The organism is Paenisporosarcina sp. P4_B8 (assembly GCF_056402175.1).
This window is the reverse complement of sequence record NZ_JBFUHX010000010.1, coordinates 24,150-45,272: the sequence shown is the minus strand read 5'-3', so window position 1 is coordinate 45,272 and position 21,123 is coordinate 24,150. Positions and strand designations below refer to the sequence as shown.

Here is a 21,123-nt window from a genome sequence, read left to right as displayed (position 1 = left end):
TTGTTCTCCTAACATTACTTATTAAAAAACTTTTTCAATTGATTCTCACTAGGCATTTTAATCGGATATCTCAGATCACTATCCCCCATATTTATTATGTAAGGATTAGCACCTTCCTCTACTTTGAATTTCCAATGCGGTCTTAATTTTGTTGTGTTGGGCATAGTTTCCCGTAACATCATTTTCCGCTGAAAAGGCTCAAGTTTTGCCATTAAATATTTGTCTTTAAATCGAATAAGGAGATAGCCTTCTTGCTCTTTTGTATTATAATTTCCCATGATCGATTCACCAATATCGAACCAATTATACTTATTCTGAACAGAAGGGGAGATTACAAAGATGCTACCTTTATTAAAAATCGTTGTATTCCGTTCTTGGCGTAACCCCAATTCATTTATTAAAAATTCTAAGTTCACTTTGGAAGATGCATGTGCAACTGACAACTCAATCTACCTTCTCTCATATTCTGGTATATTCAGTATAACGGAACGTGATCTGGAGATCTCAATTTGAGGGGTAATTCTCATAAAACATAAAATGAAAAAAGGTGAATGATTTATGATCAAAAATATTCTCAATTTAAATTTATCACTTGCACACAAAATCCTTGCGATCCAACGTCCCTCTTATCAAATCGAAGCTGACCTCATCGGATTCCAAGGTATTCCTGCTCTTTCCGAAACGGTTGAGGACATATTGAATAGCAAAGAAATTTTCCTCGGGTATTACGAAGATGATCAACTTCTTGGGGTTCTCTCCTATGAAGAAAATGAAGACTTCGTTGATATTTGCCGGTTGGTTGTGTCACCCGCTTCTTTTCGTAGAGGGATTGGACGTCAGTTGGTGAGTTACATAATGGAAGAAATACGGGGTTCTCGTGAGGTTGTAGTCTCAACTGGTTTGAAAAATATCCCTGCTGTTACTCTTTATGAAAAGCTGGGGTTCCAGCAAGAGCGGACGGTGGAAATTGCACCTGGTATTCAAATTGTAAATATGCGTTATTTCCGATAGTAAAAAAGCGAAGCGAAAGTGACGACATCACTTCACTTCGCTTTTTTCATTGTTCGATTACTGTGCATCCCAGCAATGCGCCTTGAATGCCGATTCTACTTTTATTTAAGAAATGTCAGTTGGTGAGTTATTGGTAGAAGAAGTGTATGAAGGTGCTTTAGATGAGTTGAATTATGCAGTTACGTGTTCGCGGTAAATGACCTCTTTAGTTAATTGGCTAAAGAGGTTTTTTGCTCTTTAAAAATCAGACAAGAACAAAGACACCGACGAGTTCGTCGAGTGGCAGTTGGTGAATACCGTAAGGATCTTCGTATCGTAGGCACTGATTGTTGGCTTCTTTGATGATGCCGCGGTGATAGTGGATTTTGCCGCTCTTCCACGAAGTGAGGCGTGTTTCCATTCGGCTGATGAGTGCGCGTTCGAGTTCTTCCTGCATCGTATCGTAATCGAACGCGTCGAGTTCGGGTTTTTTAACCAGATCGTGTTCTTGTTGCCATTCGCGGAGTTGCGCGACGTGCTCTGGCAGCATCATGGCCGTCCATTTGATTTTGCCGCGATCTTTGAGGTCGCCTTGCATTTTTAATCCTCGGTTGATTTTCATCAGATCACGTCCTCTCGTTCTTTTCGAATGACGGGGACGGCTGCTAAGACATTGTCAAAGTAAAAAGTACGCTTTGCCTGCTTTGTAAAACAGTACGCCTGAAACGTGTCATGGTAGGCTTTAATGATTTTCACACGGCGTTTGGTGATATTACCATCCTTCGCTAAATAGACCATTTCCAAAATATCGTGCCGCTTCATGATTTTTACGATGTTGTCTTTCATTCAAGCCGCCTCCTTTTTTTTATTATATGCGAACATTTGTTCTTTTAACAATGGTAATTAGAGGAGTTTTTACATAAAACGGTCCAACCCATTTAAAAGTATGTTCCAACCCACTAAAGATAACCCTTCAACTTGAAGTCGAAGGGTTATCGTATATCGTTATTCACCTACATAATACAGTTTGAACATTATTTCACGTTGCGGCACTTGAAGGCGTTCGAATTTCTCCAAGAATGCTTCTTTGTCATAGCATAGGTTAAATCTATTTTTCGTGTAAAATGAAGGCAGTTAGCCGATGATGATATAAGCACGGATTTACCATTAGATGAAAGTGAGTGTGGAATATGCAAAAATTGATTCTTATGATGGGACTTATGAGTTTGATGCTAGCAGCCTGTTCATCAAATGAAAAGACCGAACACAATGAACACAAAGTAGAGAAATCAACTCAGGAGAGTTCTTCCTCTCCATCTGGAGATTTTTATAAGGAAACAACGGACGTTGAAGTATCTCATATACACGGGATTGGCTACCCTGGTTCCGGTGACGCATTAATGCTCGCCAGCCACCACGGTCCTGTTTTGTATGAAGAAGGAATATGGAAAGAAACAACGGGTGAGAAGCATGATTACATGGGCTTCCAAGCTGTGGCGGACGGCTTTGTTTCCAGTGGTCATCCTGAGCCTGGTTCGAAATATAAAAATCCGCTTGGTCTGCTCAAAAGTACAAATGCAGGCGAGTCGTTTGAGCAATATGCATTCGAAGGTGAAATTGACTTTCACTATTTAGCAGCTGGTTACAATACAGATCGCATCTACGTTTTTAATGAAATGCCAACTGAAAAGTTAGGAAACGGCTTTTATTATTCGGATGATTTAGGTAAGTCGTGGACTACCATGGATATGGGTGGATTTGAAGCCGACATGATGTCCAATATATCCGCACATCCAGATGAGCCTGAAACCGTTGCGATTGGTACAGACCGTGGGTTGTACGTATCTAAAGATGCGGGCAAGACTTTTTCCCTTGCTACGAAAGATAAGACAATCACTTATGCCTTGTTAAACGAACAACAGGCATATGTTGCGGAAATAGTAGATAACAAAGTTCAATTGAATCAAATCGACCTTGCGACAAAAGTTGAAAAAGCCATGGACGTTCCAGAACTGAAGAAGGATAATGCGATTATTTACATTGCTGTCCATCCTACTGATGACAAAGAAATATCTATCGCAACATTGAAAAATGATGTGTACCAAACAACTGATGGCGGAGCTAATTGGAAACAAATTTTAGCTGCTGGGCGCGTATCTAAATAAAAGCGATTCACTGCTCTTTTCATTAAACACTAATTGTCCGAAAGAAGACAATGTGAAATGATGGTGGACTGCATTCGTCTCGACCGGGTATGCGCAAATGTGCAGAAGCATGCCGTAACATGGTTGCCTAAAAGATGTGAGAAAGCCAAGCAGGATGAACTTCATTCCGTTTGGCTTTTTTACTGTGAATTTTTATGGTCAACGATGTGACAGACCTTCACGCTACGCTTGCGGCATCTTCCTTTAATTGAAGGTATTATATATCTATCATCGAATCTTATAGAAGCCGTGACTAAAAAAAGTATGGCTTCGCTGAAATAGGAACCACTTTTCAATATGGTTTTGTGCAAGGAGCTTAATATACATGGATACTTTATTGACTTATTTACATATACTCCCCCTTCCTGTAGCTGTCTTATTGAGTATTTCCCTCAATATATTAATTGCCATTTCAGGTGTCATCCCAAGTGCATTCCTGACGGCTGCGAATGTGGCGGTTTTTGGATTTTGGGGAGGTTTTTCAGTCTCACTGATTGGGGAAATTGTGGGGAGTTTAATCGCTTTTGGATTGTACCGAAAAGGATTTCGACATGTTATCGCCGATAAGACCAAACATGCTCCACGCCTGCAAAAGTTGCTGCATGCTTCACCCAAGGAAGCCTTTTTGTTTGTCATCGGGCTGCGGTTGATGCCATTCGTCCCTTCTGGATTAGTCACTCTTTATGCAGCAGTCGGCACCATGAGTTTTGGGTCCTTTGCAGTAGCCGGCAGTATAGGTAAGTTGCCCGCTCTACTGTTGGAAACTTCCGCTACATACGCACTTGTAGAATGGGCACAAGCTGGACCGTATCTTGTCTTCGTGTTGGCATTCGCTTTACTTTTGCATGTATGGAAAAAATTCAATAATTCTCAGAGATGATTGGATTCATTGCATATATTAACCCTATAATACTTATACTATGAAGAACCTTTATTGAACAACAAACTACGAGGTTCGTAGACTTGGTCCTTTGCCCGGAAACATAGATTTATTTATATTAGCCCAAGACATTGCCCCATATGCAGACCGTTGTATTACGTATAATACAACATCTCATTATGAAAGGCGGTGTTATTTATGGGATATAACAACTGCGGATCTTCTTTCGCTTTACTTGTGGTACTTTTCATTTTGTTGATTATTGTCGGAGCTGCTTTTCTTTACTAATTAAAATAATCGCAAGGAAAAGAAAACCACTCTCACAAGCACTCCGAGAGCGCTTTGTAGGCGCTCTCCCCTATTGTGGGAATCGCTTTGGTATTTTTGGACAAGCCCCGTTTCTGAGAATCAACAGAATAAGTAACACCTTAGCTGTTGTTTTCAGTCGAGTGCACGAGGGAACATTATGATTAGAGGTGATTGGATGGGAACATTTAAGAGTAATGGAACGAGTTTAACTTATGAAGAATATGGAACCGGTGAGCCTCTATTGTTACTGCATGGGTTAACCGGCAATCGCCATATGTTTGATGCGGAAGTAAAAGTATTCAAGAAGTATTTTAGAACAATCGTACTAGATGCACGTGGGCACGGGGACTCCGAGAAACCATCATCGTATACGCTAGATGATCATATCGGCGATGTACTTCGATTACTTGAACATTTAGGGATTGAAGAAACTTATTTGCTAGGTGTCTCAATGGGCAGCTATATTGCGCAAGGTGTAGCAATTGCTTCACCGGAACGTGTGAAGAAACTGATTTTAGTGGCAACGAAATCTCAAGGGAAAACATCTTCAATGGAAGCCTTGTTTGCCAAACATGCAAAAGAACTTGAAGGAATGGACTTTTCAGAGAAAGTAGCCAAAGTCTCTCCATATATTTTTCATGACCTCAAAGCTGTCGGTAAGTGGAGTCACTATGCTGCTGAAAAGGGTTCACCCCTGACCGCTAACGAGATTGAAGCTGCAAACGAAGCGTTAGAGGGCTTTGATTTCCGTGAGGATTTGTATCGTATAACAGCTGAAACATTGGTCATCAGTGGCGATCATGATGGATTGAATCCGCCTGAAGTGGGACGTGAAACAGCGAAATTGATTCCGAATGCCACGTTTGTGGAGTTCAATCAGTCAGGACATGCGCCTAATGTGGAACAACCCTTGCTGTTCTTGGATTTCGTACTCGAATTTTTAGATTAAAAATAAAACCCAGCTCACACTTTGTGAACTGGGTTAGTCTCTTTAGTTAGAGGGTTTCCGTTTTTTTCGAACAAGTTTGAACAAGTAGTATAACAAGATAGCACTCACTAAAATGACCCAAATCATGGCTTCATCAATTTCCTTTGATACTAGACCAGCGGGAATCAGTGCCAGGATGAAAAAATAAATAAAATTCCCGATGGTCGTGGCAAGAATAAACGGCCAAAACCGAACCGTGCTCAATCCTCCCAATATATTGACCAAACTAGTCGGGACTAAAGGGAAAATCCGCGCTTGGAATACATAAGCAAATCCATTCGCTTCTATTTGTACAAGTAAACCTGGTTTGAATTTTTCAATCAATCTTTTTTGAAACAAGAAGCGGACGGCACAGAAGACGAAGACTGCGGCGATTACACTGGAAATCCAGCTCCATAAAAAACCATCAAAAAATCCAAACAACGTAATGTTGATGGTAATTACTAAAAGTAAAGGAAACACAGTAAACGAATTTTGGAGAATCATAATGATCAGCATAAATATATATGCATAAAGCAGATTATCATCCAAAAAATCTTGAATGCCTTCGACATCACGATTTACGAGAAGAGTAATGATCTGACGATTTAATAGTAAAAAAATGAGCAGCAACAATAAGCCACCCCAAACCAACCAGTTTTTATTCGTGAATTTGTTGATCGCTTCTTTCATTCGTCACCCACTCGTATCTTCCTATCGAAATAATTTTATTGTGTAATAAATTAATTTTCTTCTATCATACCATGTTTCTTAAAATTGATAGAAATGGGAACTGTAAATATTTCCAGCTAACGCCGTTTTTTAATAGCGATGAGTCCTCACCAATACTCTCCAGAAAACCATAATATATGCTTCTGTGGTATGATGGGGAAAAATTCTAAAGTAGAGGTGATATCTTGAAAGCGTATCAATTTCTTGTCACGCTAAATTATGTAAAACCGAAAGTATGGCGCCGCTTTATCGTACCTGAAACGCTCGATTTTTATGATTTACATTCGATTATCCAAACCTCTGTCGGATGGACAAATAGTCACTTATTTAATTTCTCCATCGACGATTCCAAGAACGATAAAACGATTCAATTGGTCGGCGATGAAGAATCGGTTTCAGAAAACTTCGGCATGGCCCAATACTATATGAAAAACCCGCCAGAAGAAGGATCGTATGAATTTAGAATGTATCAACGGTTTATCCGTACTCAGCTATTACTCGCACGCGATGTGGATTTGACCAAATACGTCCATGACTCTCCCGTATTTCGCTACATGTATGACTTTGGAGACAGCTGGGACCACGAAGTGGTGCTCGAACAAGTAGTGGATGATTACGCGTATAATTATCCGCAGCTGCTCGAAGGCAAAGGTACTTGCCCACCTGAAGATGTGGGAGGTCCGCCTGGATATGACGAATTCAAGCGCGTCATGAAAGACAAAGATGACCCTGAACACGCGGGGATTAAAGCATGGGCAGAAGGTCAAGGGTATCAAAAGTTCAACTTAGCCAAAGTAAATGCCGTCTTGAAAGAAGAATGGTGTGGCCAAATAAAATAAAGTGAAGCAAGAAACAATCTTGTGTAGTGAACCGTGATTTTTTCCCGAGTCAGTGCCAAAGATGAGCATATGCTAAAGCATCCTTTCTAAAAAGGTGGTGTAAGGCATGGGATACGAATGCTGCAATACTAGCGGTTCTACGTTCACGTTGATTGTTGTTCTCTTCATCTTGTTAATTATTGTCGGTGCAAGTTGTCTATATTAATTTATAGAAATTAATCCTCACATCCGACTATGACGCACGACTCTTTCTTCCCCCATCGTGTGTAATAAGTACAAAAAACCTGACTCCTTACGGGATGTCAGGTTTTATTGTGTGTCTGGAAAGGATGATTTGTCCGTGTCCAGGCGAATGGACAAAAACCATTGCTGACTGGTCAAAAACTTCGGCTGACCGGATGAAAATCAACCTTGACTGGTCACAGACCTTTATCAAGTGGTCAAAAAGTAATCAACCTCTAATTAAGCGACTGTTTCCTTCTCGTAAATCGGTACCCAGCCTTCTGTCGTGACAAAAATGCGCACCGCTACGACTTTGCGGTCTTCCATCAGCGTAAAGTAGTGGCGTACATTTTCAGGTACAGAGATTAAGTCTCCCGGTTGCAACTCGACATCAAAGAACTCTCCGTCTTCCGATTGAATGACGAAAATGCCGTGACCGCTGACGATGAAACGTACTTCATCGTCTTCATGATGATGCTCCTGTTGGAAATTTTTCAACAGTTGTTCCAAGTTAGGCGTTGATTCAGAGAGTGAAATCACATCCGCTTGCTGGTAGTTGCGTCGCTCGGAAATGTCAGCAATTTCGATTCCGAATGCGGATAGAATCTGTTGTTTTTCTTCATCTGTTAGATTGAATTTTTCACGAAGTCCGGTTGGAAGCTTCTCGATGTCCCACTTTTCGTAAATAACTTCATTGCTGTTCAAAAAGTCGATGACTGCTTGCTCTTCTTCAATGCGTTCGTTGTTTGCGTGTTTGCGAATGTATGCCATTTTTAATAACTCCCCACTACATGTTTTATAGTTGCGATTTTCACTTGGTACGAGAATAAAAATTCCCATGCTTCCAAATATTTTTTCGCTTCGAAAGCGTCTTTGCCCCACACCGTGATGCCGTGATTTTGAATCAGGATTGCTCCCATGTCCCCTGTTACATAACGATCAAATTGTTCAGCAAGTGTCGGGATATGCGCGACATTTGGAATGATCGGAATGCTGACTTTGGCATCTTGTTCCCAGGAACCGAGTGCTTTAATAATTTCATTTCCGGTGAAATCGATATGTGTTTCATGTTTATACAGTTCCGTGATGACATTGTTGTCAATCGTGTGCACATGAAGGACACACCCGGCATTTGTTTTGTTATAAATCTTAGCGTGGAGCAACGTTTCGGCCGATGGCTTTGACGTCGTTTCCTCCAACTTTTCACCAGCTGCATCAACTAGTAAAAAGTCATGATCCGTGAATTTCCGTTTGTCCTTACCGGATGCTGTAACGAGGAATGTAACCGGTTCATTCGTTACCTTAATCGATAAATTACCACTCGTGCCGTAGAACCAATCGCGGTCTGCGAGTTCTTTTTTTATGGCCGAAAGCTCGGTCCAACGGGAAAAGTAATTGCTCATGTGCGTACCTCCAATTGCTTTAAAATGTGAATCACGTCTGTAAATGTTTCAAATGGCTCAAAAGGAATATCGAGTTCTTCGCACTTTTCGATGAGGAAGTCCCGCGCTATGACTTTGTCTGCCAGTTTGGCCGCTTGCAGATCGGTAATGGAATCACCGATGACGATTTTGTAAGTGTTGTCGTCACTCAGTTTGCGAATGATGGATGGTTTACAACAACCACAGCCATTCGAGCAATGTTCATCGCATGAATGAGGCCAGTTGATTGTGATGGTTTCTCCAGAAAAATCTGCCACGTTGCAGTAAATACGGTCGTCTTCTATATGTTCCTTCACGAGTGGCTTAACAAAGAAATCAATGCCACCAGATACAATAAAGAGTGGAATCTTCTGTGCTTTCGTATAGGCCACAAAATCCTCAAATCCTTCTCGAATTTGTGCCTGTTCCAATACATATTGGGTAATTTCATCTTTTTGGTCGGTTGATAACAAGTTGAAAAGTTGTGTCACGCCTTGTTGAATGGTTATTTGTTGGTCGAGAATCTGGTCTTTAATCGGCTCCCACTCAGGTGGTGCGAATTTTTTCATGATGGCCATAATGTTATCTTTCGTGGTAATCGTGCCATCAAAATCACAAAATATAACGGGTGGTGTCATCGTACTTTGTCACCCCACAATTCCAGTGCTTGTTGCAGTTCTGCATTTGTTTGCGCAGCCTCTGATAAGGTCTTCCTTGATAGCATTGCATCAACCGCTTGCCTGAATGCTTTGCCCCCCGCCGCAGAACCTGCCGGATGTCCGTGCACCCCGCCACCTGCATTGATGACGGAATCAATACCAAAGTCTTCAATCAGTTGCGGCACCATGCCCGGATGAATTCCGGCTGAAGGCACTGGCAAAGAGGTCTTTATCAAACCAGGAACCTGGAGTGCATCTGCAATTTTTAGTGTTTCTGATTTTTCCAAGGCCACACTGCCATATGGTGAGGGAAATAACGAGAAATCCGCCCCGGCAAGTCGCAATAATTTACCCAGTACGAGGTGGTTTGAGAGACCATACTTTCGGGATGGAGTGAATGCTCCCGAAACAGCTGGGTGTGCCATAATCGGAATCGCAATTTCTGGATCTTCAGCTAAACTTTGCAGTGTATCCAATCCGTATGCATAAACATTAAACAGCAACATATCTGCCCCTAGCTCTGTCGCATGTCTTGCTTTGTCTCTTAAGTCGAATGTACGTCCTGTCAAATTCACTGCGTAACGTGTGCGGTGACCTGTCTCCGAGAAAACATGCTCGAGTACTTCACGTCCTTTTACAATCCGTTGTTCAAAAGGCGTCGACTCGTTTTCGAATAAAATTTCATCATCTTTCACAAAATCCAGACCACCGCGTGCTTGGTGTTCCAGTTGTGTCAGTAAAAAGTCCAAATCTTTCCCGAGTATGCCTTTAAAGATACTCATGACAAATGGTCGTTCTTGCACGCCTGTCAGTTGTCGGATTCCTTCTGTGCCGAATTTCGGACCTGGAAAGTGGCCCGTTAATTCCGGACTGAACTCCAAATCAATTAATTTGATTTCCCCGTCCAGTGATAACTTGCCAAAAGTCGTCGTTAAAATGGCTGGCAAATCAGGACTGAAATTCGCCTTGGGGTATGCAATGCGAATAATTCCTTTCGTTCTGCTTTCTAATTGACTATTTTCTTTTTGGACAGATACAACGCGTCCCTTATGTTTCTTCAGTTGCTGTTGTTCCAGTTGCGGTAAGTCGGTCCATGATCCGACCGTCAAGCCAAGTGCGATGCCTTCTGCTTTTTTTTCTAAATTTCCTTCTATGCTATGGACTAAATAAGTCGCGATTACTTCACTCAATGTCTTCACCTCTTTAGGGAAAATAAAAAACCTCTTCACAAAAAAGAAGAGGTTAGTAGTTGAACTAACATCCTCTTATCTGTCAGCTACTGCTGCAAGAATTAGCACCGTGCCTACTCGCGTAAGTCGGTTGCCGGGTTTCATAGGGCTAGTCCCTCCACCTGCTCTTGATAAGAAAAATGTAGATATGATATTTTTTAAAATCTAAATTGGATTATGACAGGGTGCAAAATACTTGTCAACATAATTTTCTAATAAATTCAAATATACTGCTTTTTATACGTGTGATAAAGCTATGCTATGTTTGCCGGGAAATAGATATGACAGTCCTAAGAAATAAATTTCAAACCGACAGCCGCTCCTAACACCATGGCAATAAACAGCATGCGCAGCCATGTTTTAGGCTCCCCGTATAAAATCATGCCTAAAATCGCTCCACCTGAAGCACCAATACCTGTCCACACTGCGTATGCCGTACCCATCGGAAGGGTTTCCATGGCGAGTGCAAGGAACAGGAAGCTTGCCAAAAAGCTTGCGAACAATCCGCTAATGGACTTCCAATTGCGACTTTTATGCACTTGACTGATCATCGCCACACCTGTCATTTCAAACAATCCAGCAATGACTAAGAATATCCACGCCATTAGGATTCCACCTCTTCCTGTTCTTTTGTCACCAGCTTAAGCCCGACAACCCCAATTAACAGAAGTGCAATCAAGGCAATTTTTGCGATACTAAATGATTCCCCGAAAAAGAGGATATCCGCAATCACTGTCCCAGCTGTACCAAGTCCGACAAACACTGCATACACGGTTCCAACAGGAAGTGTTTTCCCTGCCATAATCATTAAATAGAAACTCACCGAAATAGCAATTGCCGTGCCCAACCATGTCCAGATATCATCCGCATGCTTGAGACCAATTACCCAAAATACCTCAAAAAATGCTGCTATGAAGACTTTCATCCATTCTTTATTCATGAAAACATACTCCTTTTCCAAATCAAAATAAGCCCGAGAGATAAACGTATCATACGTCATCTCCCAGGCTTTTATCCTTCCGTGTATCCTTGCGTGTGTGCAAAGCGTTTTCTCTCGGACCAGACCAAACCGGTTGTTTGCGGAACCCTAGAAAACTTGGCCGCCATTGTGAAAATGGCGCTTTATGAATTTATTAATTCCATGGCTAGAATAAACTATATTTTACAGAGAGTCAAACGATGCGCTCGCTTTAAAGAAACAGTTGTAACAATTGGAAGTAAATGTAATACTTAATGATAATATATTTGGTTGTTGCGGAAGGAGAACCACAATGAAAACCTTCAAAAATAAGATCATTATTTTGATCATGTCCATCGTCATTTTCGTCATTTTTTATCAGTTACTTGGTTTTTTTGCAGGTAATCTACTTCCTATCTCTCCGCTTGGTACGATGATTGGATTGATTATTCTTTTTCTTCTCATCCCGATTTCGTATCTGTCAGCGTATGGAGTGGTAAAAGTTATTAAAGATATGTAAATTCCCGTATAAAGGATTTTTAAACAAGAAAAAACTCTCCATAAGAAATGAGAGTATTAAAGAGAATCCATTTATTTATATATGATTGCGTTTAGTTAATTCCAAGGTGTCTGTGATGAATTTAATTGAGAAAATCTCTTTTCTTGTGCTCTTTGAGTGGACTTACTTATGAAGTCCATAAATCGCGTCAAAGATATTTTTTTCCAAGGTCTTCGTTGAATTTCCACGTTAATGACTCTCCTTTTAAATCGCATTTTTTATTTTTCCTTTATCTAGCTTTTAGAGGTATTCGTTGTCGTTTATGAAATGGAAATGTGGCAATGGTTCCCGCGACTCCACTGATGGCTAAAAACGAAAGGATTGCGATAGGTAAAGCTTTCTTTTTTAAACGTGTTTGACTCATGTAGGACCTCCTTGGATTTGAGCTTGCACCTTTAGTGTAGCCGATGAATATGAAGAGGATGTGAATGACTTGTTAAGACATTATTTAGAAAATGAGCTTTTAATGCGAAGTCATAAGAAATCGACTGGTAACTTCTCCTTTTTCAAACGAATTTTATAGGCTTCAATACAAGCACATCGAACTTTCGTGGTAAACTACTACTAGCATTTACCGTGTGAAACGAGGTTTTACTTATGATTCGAACATTTGGAGTTACCGTTGATAGTCAATTAGAAATGGACTTTCCTTTAGAAGATCTACATAAAAAGTCATTCGACTGGTACTGGATTGATTTTGACAAACCATCAGCCACTGAATGGGCTTTGCTTGATTCGTTCTTTCATTTCCATCCACTAGCGATTGAAGATTGTTTACACCGCTTGCAGCGCCCGAAAGTCGATTACCACGATGGATATCATTTCTTTGTCGTCCATACGCTGAATGAAGAGACGCTTGAAGCCGAGGAATTGGATTTATTTGTCGGAAAGAATTTTGTTGTTACTTTTCATCATAATGCCGTTCAAGAATTGGACTTGGTTCGAGAAAAATTGCAACGCGATGCCTCCTTCTGGGAACGTGGAGCGATTTATGCGATGTATCAAATTCTCGACAAAGTGGTTGATTCCTACTTTCCACTTGTGTACAAGATTGAGGACCATTTGAACGAAATTGAAGATCAGATGACGTTTGATATGAAGCATTTTTCGATGGATACCGTCTTTGAAATGCGCAGTGACTTGTTATGGTTGCGCCGAACGATTTTGCCGATGCGTGATTTGATGTACCGTGTATTAAACTCGAGTCGTTTTAACCTTCAACAGCACGAACATTCCTACTTTGCGGATATTTCTGATCACCTCGTCAAACTGACAGAAATTGTGGAGTCAAACCGAGAACTTACAGCAGATATTCGAGATAGCTATATGGCAATGAACTCCAACCGAATGAACCGAATCATGATGATTTTAACGATTGTATCCTCCATTTTCATTCCACTAACATTTGTAGCAGGGGTATATGGCATGAATTTTGAAAACATGCCGGAACTCGAGACGAAATATGGCTACTTTTTCGCTTTAGGCGGAATGGCACTTATCGGATTGTTAATGTTCGCCTGGTTTAAATACAAAGGCTGGCTGAATTTATTCAAATCATAATGAAAACCATCTCCCGAAAAAAAGGAGATGGTTTTTTATTTGATCGGTTTCCAGTTCATAAGTTCAAACAGGATTTTCCCATTGTAGTATCGAAAATAGAAATAGGATGAAGAATTCAATTTTAGAAAATTTTGGGGACTGCTAAAAAGCTATAGAGTGATGGGTGTTACAAGGCTTAATCCATTAACATCACTTATTGTCCACAAAAAAAGGAGCTCTACGCTCCTTAAATCTGCTGAATTATTCTTCGCCTTCTTCAGTGTTTTTGTTTTCAGAATCTACTTCGTCCTTCTGGTCACCATCATTGACACCATTATCCTGGTCAACTCCGTCACCACAACCTGCTAAACCACCCAAAACGATTCCACCTACTAGACCACTTGCTAATAATGTTTTTTTCCAATCTGCCATGTTAGTTTCCTCCTCATATTTTGTGATAGTTGAAATGTTTCTAATGTTCTAATTCAAATTTACCCCTATACAAAACATATAAACCTCATCCGTAAATGTTAATCGAAATAGTCATTTTTTCTTTCTTTTTAAGTTGAACAATAAAACAGCTCAGCAGATTCCTGCTGAGCTGTTTCTTTTATGCCTTACCATCCGTCAGAAAAGGTTCATACATGGTAATGGCATGGTTTTCAGTAATGAACTCGTCATCGATTCGTTCTCCGAAACGGTTGAATACTTCTCGGTATATCGTGTTGTGACGTACGTACCCGCCCCAGTGTTCTAATGTGAACCAATGCTCTTTTTCATAAACATTGTAGGTCGTCAAAGAAGGTTGTGTCGTTCGCCATTCGCCTACCAAAGATTGATCGGTTACGTAAATGATTAGTTGGTAAGGTTCATTCGTTTCATTTTTAATCTGCAGGTCCAAATAGTTATATGCACAAGTTGCCCCGCTTCCAAAAGGTTGGCTGCGCTGGGAATCCGGAAATACATCGTAACTGTGACGGTAGCGTTCCGTTACTTGAAGTGGAGTGTGCAACGTCATCCAGTAAATTAAATTGGATAATTGGCACAGTCCGCCGCCGGGACCTGATCGCACTTTTCCATAATGTAGAATCATGCCGTCAAGATAACCTTTCCGTCTCGTTGTTTTCCCAATTGTCTTCCAGTAGGAAAACGTTTCACCGGGCTGAACGACGATTCCACTTACCTTTTTGGCTGCAATCCTCAAATTCTTAACTTTATTATATTGCAGTTGCATGTCCACATCTTTTAACTGACGCAGCAACGGTGTCTTGTGTTTGAAAACTTGATATTCCAGTGATTCATTTCGCTTATTTTTTGCGTACTTTTTTTCATCCAGTACCCATTCAGGAGAGAGATTAAAAATCACACTATGAGGAACCGTCATCTCAGCACAAGTTAACTTGACTCTGAGACCTATCTGAGCGATAAATGGTCTAGTTTGAGCGATAAACTCGATTTTTGATCGATAAATGGTTCAGTTTGAGCGATAAACATCGCTGTTTGAGCGTTAAATTTTTCACAAACTTTCACATTACACAAAAAAGCTCACCCTCAGTCTGAGAGCGAGCTTTCCATTTATTAAAATTCAATGGTTTCAGGTGGTTCTCCACTTTTGTTCATAAGACGAACGCTTTCTGGTTTTACAACCAATATCACTAAGTTCGGGTCTTCTGGACCTTCGAACCAATTTTTCATATGGTCATTCCAAATTTTTTCTTTCAAACTTTCGTCTTTACTTTCACTTACTTTGCCTTCAATCTCTAGGAATGCATCCCCGAAGCCTTCTCCGTCATAGCCAATCAAAATATGTGTATATGGATTGGCTTCAATGTCTTCAACTTTATGCGTGTTTTTATTGGTCGGCGTATATAAAGTGAATTCTTCATTGAAGAAAGTCATGTATCTTGAGTGTGGTTTATTATTTTTAACCGTTGCCATCGTGCCGGTGCGACTTTCTTTTAAAATATTCAATGCTTGTTGTTTACTCACTCTTAATCAGCTCCTTTCCTGAAAGTATTCCATTCAGTTCAGCCAATTAAACATGACAACGTGCTGTTATTCCGCTAAATATTGATAAAGCTTATCGTCATCAACTTTCGCTTTTCCACGTCCATCTCGATTGTTTGAGACGAAGTACAACTCCTCACCATTTGAAAATACATCTCTTATTCGTCCATAGCCTGTAATTTTATCCTCTAATTCACCAGACTCGGGATTAATGACGAGAATCCCTTCTCCTCGCAAAGCTGCAACATACAATTTCCCTTTATGAAACGCCATGCCAGAAGGTGCCCATGTGATATTCGCACCTGAATGAAGCAATGGAGTCACATATCCTTCTCGTTCTTCACTTCCTTCAATTAATGGCCAACCGTAGTTACTGCTTGGTTCGATTTTGTTTATTTCATCATTGGCAGATTGTCCATGTTCAGAAGCAAATAAAACGCCATCATCTGTCCAAGCAAGGCCTTGAGGATTGCGATGACCTAGACTAATGGTTTCCCATTGATTGTTTGCATTTAAACGGATGATTTTCCCGTTTTTAGAATCGGGATCTTGGGCGAGTTGTGGATTTGACGCATCCCCAATCGTTGCATACAACAACTGATCAGGACCGATTTCAAGTCGACCTCCATGATGGACATTGCCGGTTGAGATTCCGTCTAAGTGTATGGCGTTTTCTTTCCAGACGTCACCTTCTAATTTCAATGTCACTATACGATTGAATGGACCGTTTCCCGCATCATAATTGTAATAAGCAAATGCTGTTTTTGTTTCTTCGAACGTCGGTTTCAGGACAAATCCAAGCAAACCCGCTTCCGAAACTGTCGCTAAAGGCGTGGAAAACTCTACTTTTTGATGTTCGACCGTGCCATCAACTTGGATATAGGCAATCGTGCCGACCCGTTCAGATATGTAAAAGTCCTCCCCAGACTGGTTGATGGACCAAGGGACTTGAAGATTTTTAGCTACTACTTTAATTGACTCTGGTTCTTCAGATTTGTTTTGTTCGAATATTCCACACCCACTTAACAGAAGAAGGCATGAGGTGAAGATTACCCATCGCTTCATGACTAATCACCTCTTTACTCTTTATTCACATTATACTGAGAATTTAGCCTTTTTATCTAGAGATTCGTTGCGACAATTTGTATAATCAACGCTATCGTTACAATGCGTAATAAAGGTTTCACATATTCTTTTTTCAATTTACGAGCTAGATGCACCCCGATTTGCGCACCACTTACCGAGCCCAACAATAGTGTAATGGTTACCGCCCACATAATTTTCCCCGTCGCTATGTACGTTAATGCCGCACCGAAACAACTTGAAAAAATCGCAATGCGGGCTAGTCCAACAGCCCGAATATAAGAAATGCCTAGATGAGATAGCACGTACATCATCAATGTGCCAGATCCCGGTCCAAACACCCCATCGTATAGACCGATGCCAAATAGACCGGCCCCACTTTTCTTACTAACGACAAGCGGACGATTTCCTTCAAAATCACTCGATCCCATAAATGAAGTTAGCAAAGCGAAACTCAGTAGGACAACAGCGATTATTGTCAACGTGCTTTCTGTTAGAAAGGACGCGATTAATCCTCCTGTTATTCCCCCACCAAGACAAAGCGGAACGATGATGAACGCTTCTTTGACGGTAACTTCTTTATACTTATAGATCACGATGAAACTAGATAAGGAGCTGACTGTATTCGAGACCTTATTTGCGCCTATGGCTGAGTGTACCGGTATTCCCATTAATAACATGGCCGGTAAACTAATTAAGCCACCGCCTCCAGCCAAAGTGCCCAGCACATTCGCAATCAAACCTATTAAAAATAACCAAATGTAATCCATGAGCTACCTCTTTATCCAGTTAGTATGTTGATGCGAGTTGGAGAAGGGTATTTTCTATAGTAATGAACTAGAAATTATAAATAATAATAAAAAAGTTGCTCTCATTACTCGAGGGCAACTATTTTTACGTAATAATGAATGAAATGGCTTCAAGAGCAATACTTGAAAGCCTTCAAATGTATCAACTAAACGAAGCACCCAAAAATCTAAAATTCCCTTTTAATCTAATGCTCTTTTTAATCGTAAAGAAGTGTGAGCACTTGTCAATTCGGAATCATTTGCAGGCTCTTCTTTAACGAAAATGAATCCTTTTGCTTTATAAAATGGGATTCCTTTGTTATTTTCCTTTTCCACCGAAACCCACTGTTCCGTGGCATTATACTCTTCTTGTTGTAGTCGGGTATAAGCTTCCAGTAATTGTGTTCCAATTTTCTTGTTCCGCTTCTCTGGATGCAAATAAAGAACGTAAATTTCTGCTATTTTGGAGTTGGTCATACCCCCACCTATAGCCCCGACAATTTCCCCTTCAACCTCAGCCACATAGTAACCATTCCATTTTTTCGACAAATCATTGATTTCCTTCAAGATTCGTTTAGGAGTATAGTATCTATTAATGATATGTTCAATCTCTTGCTTCGTATATATATCCCCATATGTAAACCATTGACCTTCCGTACAGACCTTGGTAATTCCATCCTCATCCCCGGGCTTTGCTTGGCGTATGATTGTATCTGGTACATATAAATGCAGCGCATATTGCTGACCTTTTGAACCTATGTAGCGACGTCCCTCATCTTTGAAACCAGCCTTTAAATAAACATGTCTAGCAGCTTCGTTGCGTTCGTTGACCCCAAGTACCACTTCGTCGAATTGCGGAAAATGCCGATGGATAAAAGTTGGAAGAGCTTGTATCGTTTTCACTGCAATTCCTTGACCTTGGGATTCCGGATGAATGGAAAATCCTCTTAATAAAATAGAATTCGGGTTGTCAGTATAAAAGAAACGGTCATTTCCGGTATCCAGGACAAAGAACCCAACGATATGATTCCCTTCCAAGATGGTGACGGGAGTTCTAGAATAATTGTCGTTTTTCAGCAGCTCTAATGGGTGTGCCGTAAACTCAAGCTGGTCGGGAGGTAACGGGTAAAATTGGAATGCTTGTTGATGATCTGGATTGTAAGGTACAAGCGTAATGCTTTGTGGCATGATGAAAATCTCTCCTTCTTAAGTTGTCGATCGAGTTATTTTATTGAACTCGATTTTAACGTAACCACGACTATTTCAGGCAAGTTAAACAGACGAATCGGAATGATGCTATTTCCAAGTCCTCGACTGACAATCAATTTAGATGACCCACCTTCATGAATGCCCGCTGTGTATGTTGGAAAGTAACCTTGACCAGGCGCAACAAGGCCGCCAACGAATGGGATACGGAACTGACCGCCATGTGCATGTCCGGAAAACGTTATATCCATTCCTGCATCTATATAAGATTGAAAATCTTCTGGGCGATGGGCAAGGAGAATTGAAAAAGCGTCATTCGGAACATTGGAAGAATCAATCATTTGTGAAGCTGTCGCACCATTTAATGGGTCTTCTATCCCTGTTAAGGATATCGACATTCCGTCACGTGTTATGTTCACGGTTTCATTGGATAACACGCGCACGCCACGAGTGGTGAGTTCCTCTTTTATATGTTCCACATCATTCGTTGCTACTTCATGATTTCCTGTCACGTAGTACACGTCCGTTAATTCCACAATTTCCTCGATGAGCGCAAGACTGTTGGGTAAATCATAGCGATTGCTATCAATCAAATCCCCGGTAATGACAATCATATTTGGCCTTGCCTGTTTAATTTTATTCACTAACCGCTGTTGATTTTCACCAAAAGTAGCATCATGTAAATCTGAAATTTGCACAATCCGATATCCATCAAAAGATGAAGGAATCTCAGAAGATTCTACGGTGTGATTCGTAACGCTGAGCCAGTTGTTATTCACATATAAGAAGCCAATCAGACAAGCGACGGCAATGATACCTTTCAATAGTTTTCGAAACATGTAAAACTCCTTTTAATAAGCAAGACCCACTCGAACGTTTATAAACTGAGGGTCCAGCAATTCTTTGTAAGCGAACTCAGCGGTGTCCCCTACAGATATTTTAACGCCATCTTCTGGTAAAAAGTTCCGTTCAATTCTCCACTGACCCGTCGCCTTTCCATCTGGTAAATAGGTTGGGCAGACAACTGTCCATTCCAGGTTCGTTGCAGCAAGCTGTTCATAAGCCTTTGCATGCTCTTCTGCCGCAAAGGTTAAGCGACGTTTTGATTCAGTTGACTGAAAGCGGTACGCTTCAGGGTTGGTACGACTTTGCAAAATCCCTGCCGTGCCTATTGTGACGATACGTTTTATTTCTTCTTTTTGCATGGCTTCAATAATAAGCGGGATTGCATCTGTCAGTGTTGTGGTTTTATCAGTACCAATTGCACTGAATACGGCATCCGCACCTTTAATCGCTTCACTCACCGATTGTTGTTTTCGGATATCGCCTTCTAGAATCGTTAAATTTTCATGTGGTGTTAGTTTGGATGGTGTGCGTACAAGAGCTTTCACACGATGGCCATCTTTTAAGGCGCGTTGTAAGATTTCATTTCCTACACGACCTGTCGCACCAAATATCGTAATGTTCATGGAGATTCCCCCAACTATCGTTTTCTTTAAGCATAAAGGAATGCGAATGGTCTGGCTAATGATTCAACCAAGGTAGTCTCTAACACTGTATACGGAAGCCCGGTGTTTTATAACGTGGTACAACTCAGGCTTTTTCCGAAGGTCTAAATTTTCATAATCCAGGTCATAATCAAACGGCATGGCAGAATCACTCCTTTTCTACCCAATGCCCGTTATTTAGGCGCTACAATCTCTAATTTTATCCGATCCGGATCTTCAAAAAATACAGCGTACGTATGATTGCTCCCTGCAAAGGGATGACGATCTTTATATAGAATGTTTACGCCACGGTTTATCAATTCTTCCGTCAGAGCATCCACTTGCGTGCGGGACTCCCCATGAAATGCGAGGTGGTTTAAACCTGTACGGCCTCGGTGGAATGACGCATCCGCATGCTTCTCCTCTGTTTGTACAAAAACTAGATATGTATGATTGACCTTATAACTAAATCCTTTATCCCATTGTTGATAGAGTTCATAGCCTAGCATCGGCAATAGAAAGTCATAAAAGGCGCGGGATTGCTGTAAATTGGAGACATTCATTTCTACGTGATGTAACATGCTTATCCACCTTTTTCGAGGGCGTATTCGTTCGATTAACAAAAGCTATAACGCCTCGTTCATTTCTTCTGACCATTGAATCCACCATTGATGAGGCAATTCTACTTTAGTGAGGTCCAAGTCCTGCAATATCTTAGACGAATAAGTATTAATTAAAAACAAATCCCATTGGGCTTCAATGTCTGTCGCAACCCACGCAGCGAGGGTTTCATATTCATTCAACTCTTCTCGTTCGTCATCATCAAAAAACATCGTTAAGTTATCACACCACTTACTAAAATCAAATTGTGAAAAACTGTTTTCTTTATTACATACCTTATTTAGTAAGTCCTTTAAATTTTCAGGTGTATAAGCCAAAGTGATGCTCGTTTCATTCCAATTCCAATTCACTTCTTCACCCCTTGATTTTGATTTCATCCTTTATTATCAAACTTTCGAGTCTTCTCTAAAGAATACCACAGCA

At 40.7% G+C, this 21,123-nt stretch carries 30 protein-coding genes and 2 riboswitches; of the genes, 9 read left to right on the top strand and 21 right to left on the bottom strand.

Translation table 11 applies throughout. From position 1 onward, the window contains the following. Nucleotides 1–14 precede the first annotated feature (14 nt). Nucleotides 15–443: a hypothetical protein gene (locus tag AC1DSK_RS10865; RefSeq protein ID WP_477547139.1), complete on the bottom strand. Its 429-nt coding sequence runs from the start codon at nt 441–443 to the stop codon at nt 15–17. A 115-nt stretch (nt 444–558) separates the two neighbouring features. Between AC1DSK_RS10865 and AC1DSK_RS10860 the strand changes: the two genes are divergently transcribed. After that, nucleotides 559–1,011 carry a GNAT family N-acetyltransferase gene (locus AC1DSK_RS10860; protein WP_477547138.1) on the top strand — a complete coding sequence of 151 codons (453 nt, stop codon included), beginning with the start codon at nt 559–561 and terminating at the stop codon, nt 1,009–1,011. A 244-nt stretch (nt 1,012–1,255) separates the two neighbouring features. On the opposite strand, the gene AC1DSK_RS10855 is transcribed toward AC1DSK_RS10860, so the two are convergent. Together AC1DSK_RS10855 and AC1DSK_RS10850 are read right to left on the bottom strand one after the other, a co-directional pair. After that, a complete protein-coding gene (locus tag AC1DSK_RS10855) occupies nt 1,256–1,612 on the bottom strand; it encodes a YolD-like family protein (RefSeq protein WP_477547137.1) in 357 nt (118 codons plus the stop codon). Beyond that, nucleotides 1,612–1,836 (bottom strand): hypothetical protein, encoded by a 225-nt coding sequence (locus AC1DSK_RS10850; protein ID WP_016429822.1) that lies wholly within the window; start codon nt 1,834–1,836, stop codon nt 1,612–1,614. The genes AC1DSK_RS10855 and AC1DSK_RS10850 overlap by 1 nt, the downstream gene beginning before the upstream one ends. A 344-nt stretch (nt 1,837–2,180) precedes the next feature. Here AC1DSK_RS10850 and AC1DSK_RS10845 point away from each other — a divergent pair, with 344 nt between their 5' ends. The 4 genes from AC1DSK_RS10845 to AC1DSK_RS10830 all read left to right on the top strand — a co-directional run bounded on the left by AC1DSK_RS10845 (nt 2,181) and on the right by AC1DSK_RS10830 (nt 5,332). Beyond that, nucleotides 2,181–3,155 (top strand): F510_1955 family glycosylhydrolase, encoded by a 975-nt coding sequence (locus AC1DSK_RS10845; protein WP_477547136.1) that lies wholly within the window; start codon nt 2,181–2,183, stop codon nt 3,153–3,155. Nucleotides 3,156–3,519: 364 nt separating this feature from the next. Beyond that, nucleotides 3,520–4,074 carry a TVP38/TMEM64 family protein gene (locus AC1DSK_RS10840; protein ID WP_477547135.1) on the top strand — a complete coding sequence of 185 codons (555 nt, stop codon included), beginning with the start codon at nt 3,520–3,522 and terminating at the stop codon, nt 4,072–4,074. Between the two features lie 198 nt (nt 4,075–4,272). Next, the gene (locus AC1DSK_RS10835) at nt 4,273–4,362 is read left to right on the top strand and encodes a YjcZ family sporulation protein (protein ID WP_477531481.1); all 90 of its coding nucleotides are present in this window, start codon (nt 4,273–4,275) and stop codon (nt 4,360–4,362) included. Nucleotides 4,363–4,540: 178 nt separating this feature from the next. Further along, nucleotides 4,541–5,332 carry an alpha/beta fold hydrolase gene (locus AC1DSK_RS10830; RefSeq protein WP_477547134.1) on the top strand — a complete coding sequence of 264 codons (792 nt, stop codon included), beginning with the start codon at nt 4,541–4,543 and terminating at the stop codon, nt 5,330–5,332. Between the two features lie 42 nt (nt 5,333–5,374). On the opposite strand, the gene AC1DSK_RS10825 is transcribed toward AC1DSK_RS10830, so the two are convergent. Further along, the gene (locus tag AC1DSK_RS10825; protein ID WP_477547133.1) at nt 5,375–6,043 is read right to left on the bottom strand and encodes a TVP38/TMEM64 family protein; all 669 of its coding nucleotides are present in this window, start codon (nt 6,041–6,043) and stop codon (nt 5,375–5,377) included. 224 nt (nt 6,044–6,267) lie between these two features. On the opposite strand from AC1DSK_RS10825, the gene AC1DSK_RS10820 reads away from it, so the two are divergent. Further along, nucleotides 6,268–6,921, top strand: a complete 654-nt coding sequence (locus tag AC1DSK_RS10820; protein WP_477547132.1) for a plasmid pRiA4b ORF-3 family protein — start codon at nt 6,268–6,270, stop codon at nt 6,919–6,921. A gap of 106 nt (nt 6,922–7,027) precedes the next feature. Continuing rightward, nucleotides 7,028–7,126: a YjcZ family sporulation protein gene (locus AC1DSK_RS10815; RefSeq protein ID WP_081637846.1), complete on the top strand. Its 99-nt coding sequence runs from the start codon at nt 7,028–7,030 to the stop codon at nt 7,124–7,126. Between the two features lie 257 nt (nt 7,127–7,383). Here the strand turns inward: AC1DSK_RS10815 and AC1DSK_RS10810 are convergent, their stop codons facing one another. The 6 genes from AC1DSK_RS10810 to AC1DSK_RS10785 form a co-directional block, all read right to left on the bottom strand. Beyond that, nucleotides 7,384–7,914, bottom strand: a complete 531-nt coding sequence (locus AC1DSK_RS10810) for a cupin domain-containing protein (protein WP_477547131.1) — start codon at nt 7,912–7,914, stop codon at nt 7,384–7,386. Nucleotides 7,915–7,916: 2 nt separating this feature from the next. After that, complete coding sequence (locus tag AC1DSK_RS10805; RefSeq protein WP_477547130.1) at nt 7,917–8,546, bottom strand: methylthioribulose 1-phosphate dehydratase; 630 nt, start codon at nt 8,544–8,546, stop codon at nt 7,917–7,919. After that, a complete protein-coding gene (locus AC1DSK_RS10800; protein ID WP_477547129.1) occupies nt 8,543–9,202 on the bottom strand; it encodes a 2-hydroxy-3-keto-5-methylthiopentenyl-1-phosphate phosphatase in 660 nt (219 codons plus the stop codon). Before AC1DSK_RS10800 ends, AC1DSK_RS10805 begins: the two co-directional genes overlap by 4 nt. Further along, nucleotides 9,199–10,413, bottom strand: a complete 1,215-nt coding sequence (locus AC1DSK_RS10795; protein WP_477547128.1) for a 2,3-diketo-5-methylthiopentyl-1-phosphate enolase — start codon at nt 10,411–10,413, stop codon at nt 9,199–9,201. Before AC1DSK_RS10795 ends, AC1DSK_RS10800 begins: the two co-directional genes overlap by 4 nt. A 72-nt stretch (nt 10,414–10,485) precedes the next feature. Then, nucleotides 10,486–10,590, bottom strand: a riboswitch (SAM riboswitch). Between the two features lie 152 nt (nt 10,591–10,742). Next, the gene (locus tag AC1DSK_RS10790; RefSeq protein ID WP_016429811.1) at nt 10,743–11,057 is read right to left on the bottom strand and encodes a DMT family transporter; all 315 of its coding nucleotides are present in this window, start codon (nt 11,055–11,057) and stop codon (nt 10,743–10,745) included. Further along, on the bottom strand, nt 11,057–11,392 hold the full coding sequence (locus tag AC1DSK_RS10785) for a DMT family transporter (protein WP_342542659.1): 336 nt from the start codon (nt 11,390–11,392) through the stop codon (nt 11,057–11,059). The genes AC1DSK_RS10790 and AC1DSK_RS10785 overlap by 1 nt, the downstream gene beginning before the upstream one ends. A gap of 58 nt (nt 11,393–11,450) precedes the next feature. Further along, a riboswitch (guanidine-I (ykkC/yxkD leader) is annotated at nt 11,451–11,554 on the bottom strand. 169 nt (nt 11,555–11,723) lie between these two features. On the opposite strand from AC1DSK_RS10785, the gene AC1DSK_RS10780 reads away from it, so the two are divergent. Next, nucleotides 11,724–11,930: a hypothetical protein gene (locus AC1DSK_RS10780; RefSeq protein ID WP_477547127.1), complete on the top strand. Its 207-nt coding sequence runs from the start codon at nt 11,724–11,726 to the stop codon at nt 11,928–11,930. Between the two features lie 268 nt (nt 11,931–12,198). On the opposite strand, the gene AC1DSK_RS10775 is transcribed toward AC1DSK_RS10780, so the two are convergent. After that, nucleotides 12,199–12,333 carry a hypothetical protein gene (locus AC1DSK_RS10775; RefSeq protein ID WP_016429808.1) on the bottom strand — a complete coding sequence of 45 codons (135 nt, stop codon included), beginning with the start codon at nt 12,331–12,333 and terminating at the stop codon, nt 12,199–12,201. Nucleotides 12,334–12,566: 233 nt separating this feature from the next. Here AC1DSK_RS10775 and corA point away from each other — a divergent pair, with 233 nt between their 5' ends. Then, a complete protein-coding gene (gene corA, locus AC1DSK_RS10770) occupies nt 12,567–13,529 on the top strand; it encodes a magnesium/cobalt transporter CorA (RefSeq protein WP_342542657.1) in 963 nt (320 codons plus the stop codon). Between the two features lie 240 nt (nt 13,530–13,769). On the opposite strand, the gene AC1DSK_RS10765 is transcribed toward corA, so the two are convergent. From AC1DSK_RS10765 to AC1DSK_RS10720, 10 genes are all read right to left on the bottom strand, one after another. After that, a complete protein-coding gene (locus AC1DSK_RS10765) occupies nt 13,770–13,940 on the bottom strand; it encodes a hypothetical protein (protein ID WP_477547126.1) in 171 nt (56 codons plus the stop codon). 178 nt (nt 13,941–14,118) lie between these two features. Further along, entirely contained in the window at nt 14,119–14,874 is a 756-nt protein-coding gene (locus AC1DSK_RS10760) for a VanW family protein (RefSeq protein WP_477547125.1), read from the bottom strand. A gap of 212 nt (nt 14,875–15,086) precedes the next feature. Next, nucleotides 15,087–15,497: a pyridoxamine 5'-phosphate oxidase family protein gene (locus AC1DSK_RS10755; protein ID WP_477547124.1), complete on the bottom strand. Its 411-nt coding sequence runs from the start codon at nt 15,495–15,497 to the stop codon at nt 15,087–15,089. A 66-nt stretch (nt 15,498–15,563) separates the two neighbouring features. Further along, entirely contained in the window at nt 15,564–16,580 is a 1,017-nt protein-coding gene (locus AC1DSK_RS10750; protein ID WP_477547123.1) for a PQQ-dependent sugar dehydrogenase, read from the bottom strand. A 56-nt stretch (nt 16,581–16,636) separates the two neighbouring features. Next, nucleotides 16,637–17,368, bottom strand: coding sequence for a sulfite exporter TauE/SafE family protein (locus AC1DSK_RS10745; RefSeq protein WP_477547122.1), 732 nt, complete (start codon nt 17,366–17,368; stop codon nt 16,637–16,639). 219 nt (nt 17,369–17,587) lie between these two features. Continuing rightward, entirely contained in the window at nt 17,588–18,574 is a 987-nt protein-coding gene (locus AC1DSK_RS10740; RefSeq protein ID WP_477547121.1) for a GNAT family N-acetyltransferase, read from the bottom strand. Nucleotides 18,575–18,609: 35 nt separating this feature from the next. Further along, nucleotides 18,610–19,431 carry a metallophosphoesterase gene (locus AC1DSK_RS10735; RefSeq protein WP_477547120.1) on the bottom strand — a complete coding sequence of 274 codons (822 nt, stop codon included), beginning with the start codon at nt 19,429–19,431 and terminating at the stop codon, nt 18,610–18,612. Between the two features lie 12 nt (nt 19,432–19,443). After that, on the bottom strand, nt 19,444–20,061 hold the full coding sequence (locus AC1DSK_RS10730) for an NAD(P)-dependent oxidoreductase (RefSeq protein ID WP_477547119.1): 618 nt from the start codon (nt 20,059–20,061) through the stop codon (nt 19,444–19,446). Between the two features lie 212 nt (nt 20,062–20,273). Next, nucleotides 20,274–20,660, bottom strand: a complete 387-nt coding sequence (locus AC1DSK_RS10725) for a VOC family protein (RefSeq protein ID WP_477547118.1) — start codon at nt 20,658–20,660, stop codon at nt 20,274–20,276. 45 nt (nt 20,661–20,705) lie between these two features. Continuing rightward, a complete protein-coding gene (locus AC1DSK_RS10720; protein ID WP_477547117.1) occupies nt 20,706–21,050 on the bottom strand; it encodes a hypothetical protein in 345 nt (114 codons plus the stop codon). Nucleotides 21,051–21,123: the final 73 nt, after the last annotated feature.

Coding starts and splice junctions, on each gene's coding strand:
- AC1DSK_RS10860 (WP_477547138.1), top strand. CDS start 559: ATGATCAAAAATATTCTCAATTTAAATTTATCACTTGCACACAAAATC.
- AC1DSK_RS10855 (WP_477547137.1), bottom strand. CDS start 1,612: ATGAAAATCAACCGAGGATTAAAAATGCAAGGCGACCTCAAAGATCGC.
- AC1DSK_RS10850 (WP_016429822.1), bottom strand. CDS start 1,836: ATGAAAGACAACATCGTAAAAATCATGAAGCGGCACGATATTTTGGAA.
- AC1DSK_RS10845 (WP_477547136.1), top strand. CDS start 2,181: ATGCAAAAATTGATTCTTATGATGGGACTTATGAGTTTGATGCTAGCA.
- AC1DSK_RS10840 (WP_477547135.1), top strand. CDS start 3,520: ATGGATACTTTATTGACTTATTTACATATACTCCCCCTTCCTGTAGCT.
- AC1DSK_RS10835 (WP_477531481.1), top strand. CDS start 4,273: ATGGGATATAACAACTGCGGATCTTCTTTCGCTTTACTTGTGGTACTT.
- AC1DSK_RS10830 (WP_477547134.1), top strand. CDS start 4,541: ATGATTAGAGGTGATTGGATGGGAACATTTAAGAGTAATGGAACGAGT.
- AC1DSK_RS10825 (WP_477547133.1), bottom strand. CDS start 6,043: ATGAAAGAAGCGATCAACAAATTCACGAATAAAAACTGGTTGGTTTGG.
- AC1DSK_RS10815 (WP_081637846.1), top strand. CDS start 7,028: ATGGGATACGAATGCTGCAATACTAGCGGTTCTACGTTCACGTTGATT.
- AC1DSK_RS10810 (WP_477547131.1), bottom strand. CDS start 7,914: ATGGCATACATTCGCAAACACGCAAACAACGAACGCATTGAAGAAGAG.
- AC1DSK_RS10805 (WP_477547130.1), bottom strand. CDS start 8,546: ATGAGCAATTACTTTTCCCGTTGGACCGAGCTTTCGGCCATAAAAAAA.
- AC1DSK_RS10800 (WP_477547129.1), bottom strand. CDS start 9,202: ATGACACCACCCGTTATATTTTGTGATTTTGATGGCACGATTACCACG.
- AC1DSK_RS10790 (WP_016429811.1), bottom strand. CDS start 11,057: ATGGCGTGGATATTCTTAGTCATTGCTGGATTGTTTGAAATGACAGGT.
- AC1DSK_RS10785 (WP_342542659.1), bottom strand. CDS start 11,392: ATGAATAAAGAATGGATGAAAGTCTTCATAGCAGCATTTTTTGAGGTA.
- AC1DSK_RS10780 (WP_477547127.1), top strand. CDS start 11,724: ATGAAAACCTTCAAAAATAAGATCATTATTTTGATCATGTCCATCGTC.
- AC1DSK_RS10775 (WP_016429808.1), bottom strand. CDS start 12,333: ATGAGTCAAACACGTTTAAAAAAGAAAGCTTTACCTATCGCAATCCTT.
- corA (WP_342542657.1), top strand. CDS start 12,567: ATGATTCGAACATTTGGAGTTACCGTTGATAGTCAATTAGAAATGGAC.
- AC1DSK_RS10765 (WP_477547126.1), bottom strand. CDS start 13,940: ATGGCAGATTGGAAAAAAACATTATTAGCAAGTGGTCTAGTAGGTGGA.
- AC1DSK_RS10750 (WP_477547123.1), bottom strand. CDS start 16,580: ATGAAGCGATGGGTAATCTTCACCTCATGCCTTCTTCTGTTAAGTGGG.
- AC1DSK_RS10745 (WP_477547122.1), bottom strand. CDS start 17,368: ATGGATTACATTTGGTTATTTTTAATAGGTTTGATTGCGAATGTGCTG.
- AC1DSK_RS10740 (WP_477547121.1), bottom strand. CDS start 18,574: ATGCCACAAAGCATTACGCTTGTACCTTACAATCCAGATCATCAACAA.
- AC1DSK_RS10735 (WP_477547120.1), bottom strand. CDS start 19,431: ATGTTTCGAAAACTATTGAAAGGTATCATTGCCGTCGCTTGTCTGATT.
- AC1DSK_RS10730 (WP_477547119.1), bottom strand. CDS start 20,061: ATGAACATTACGATATTTGGTGCGACAGGTCGTGTAGGAAATGAAATC.
- AC1DSK_RS10725 (WP_477547118.1), bottom strand. CDS start 20,660: ATGTTACATCACGTAGAAATGAATGTCTCCAATTTACAGCAATCCCGC.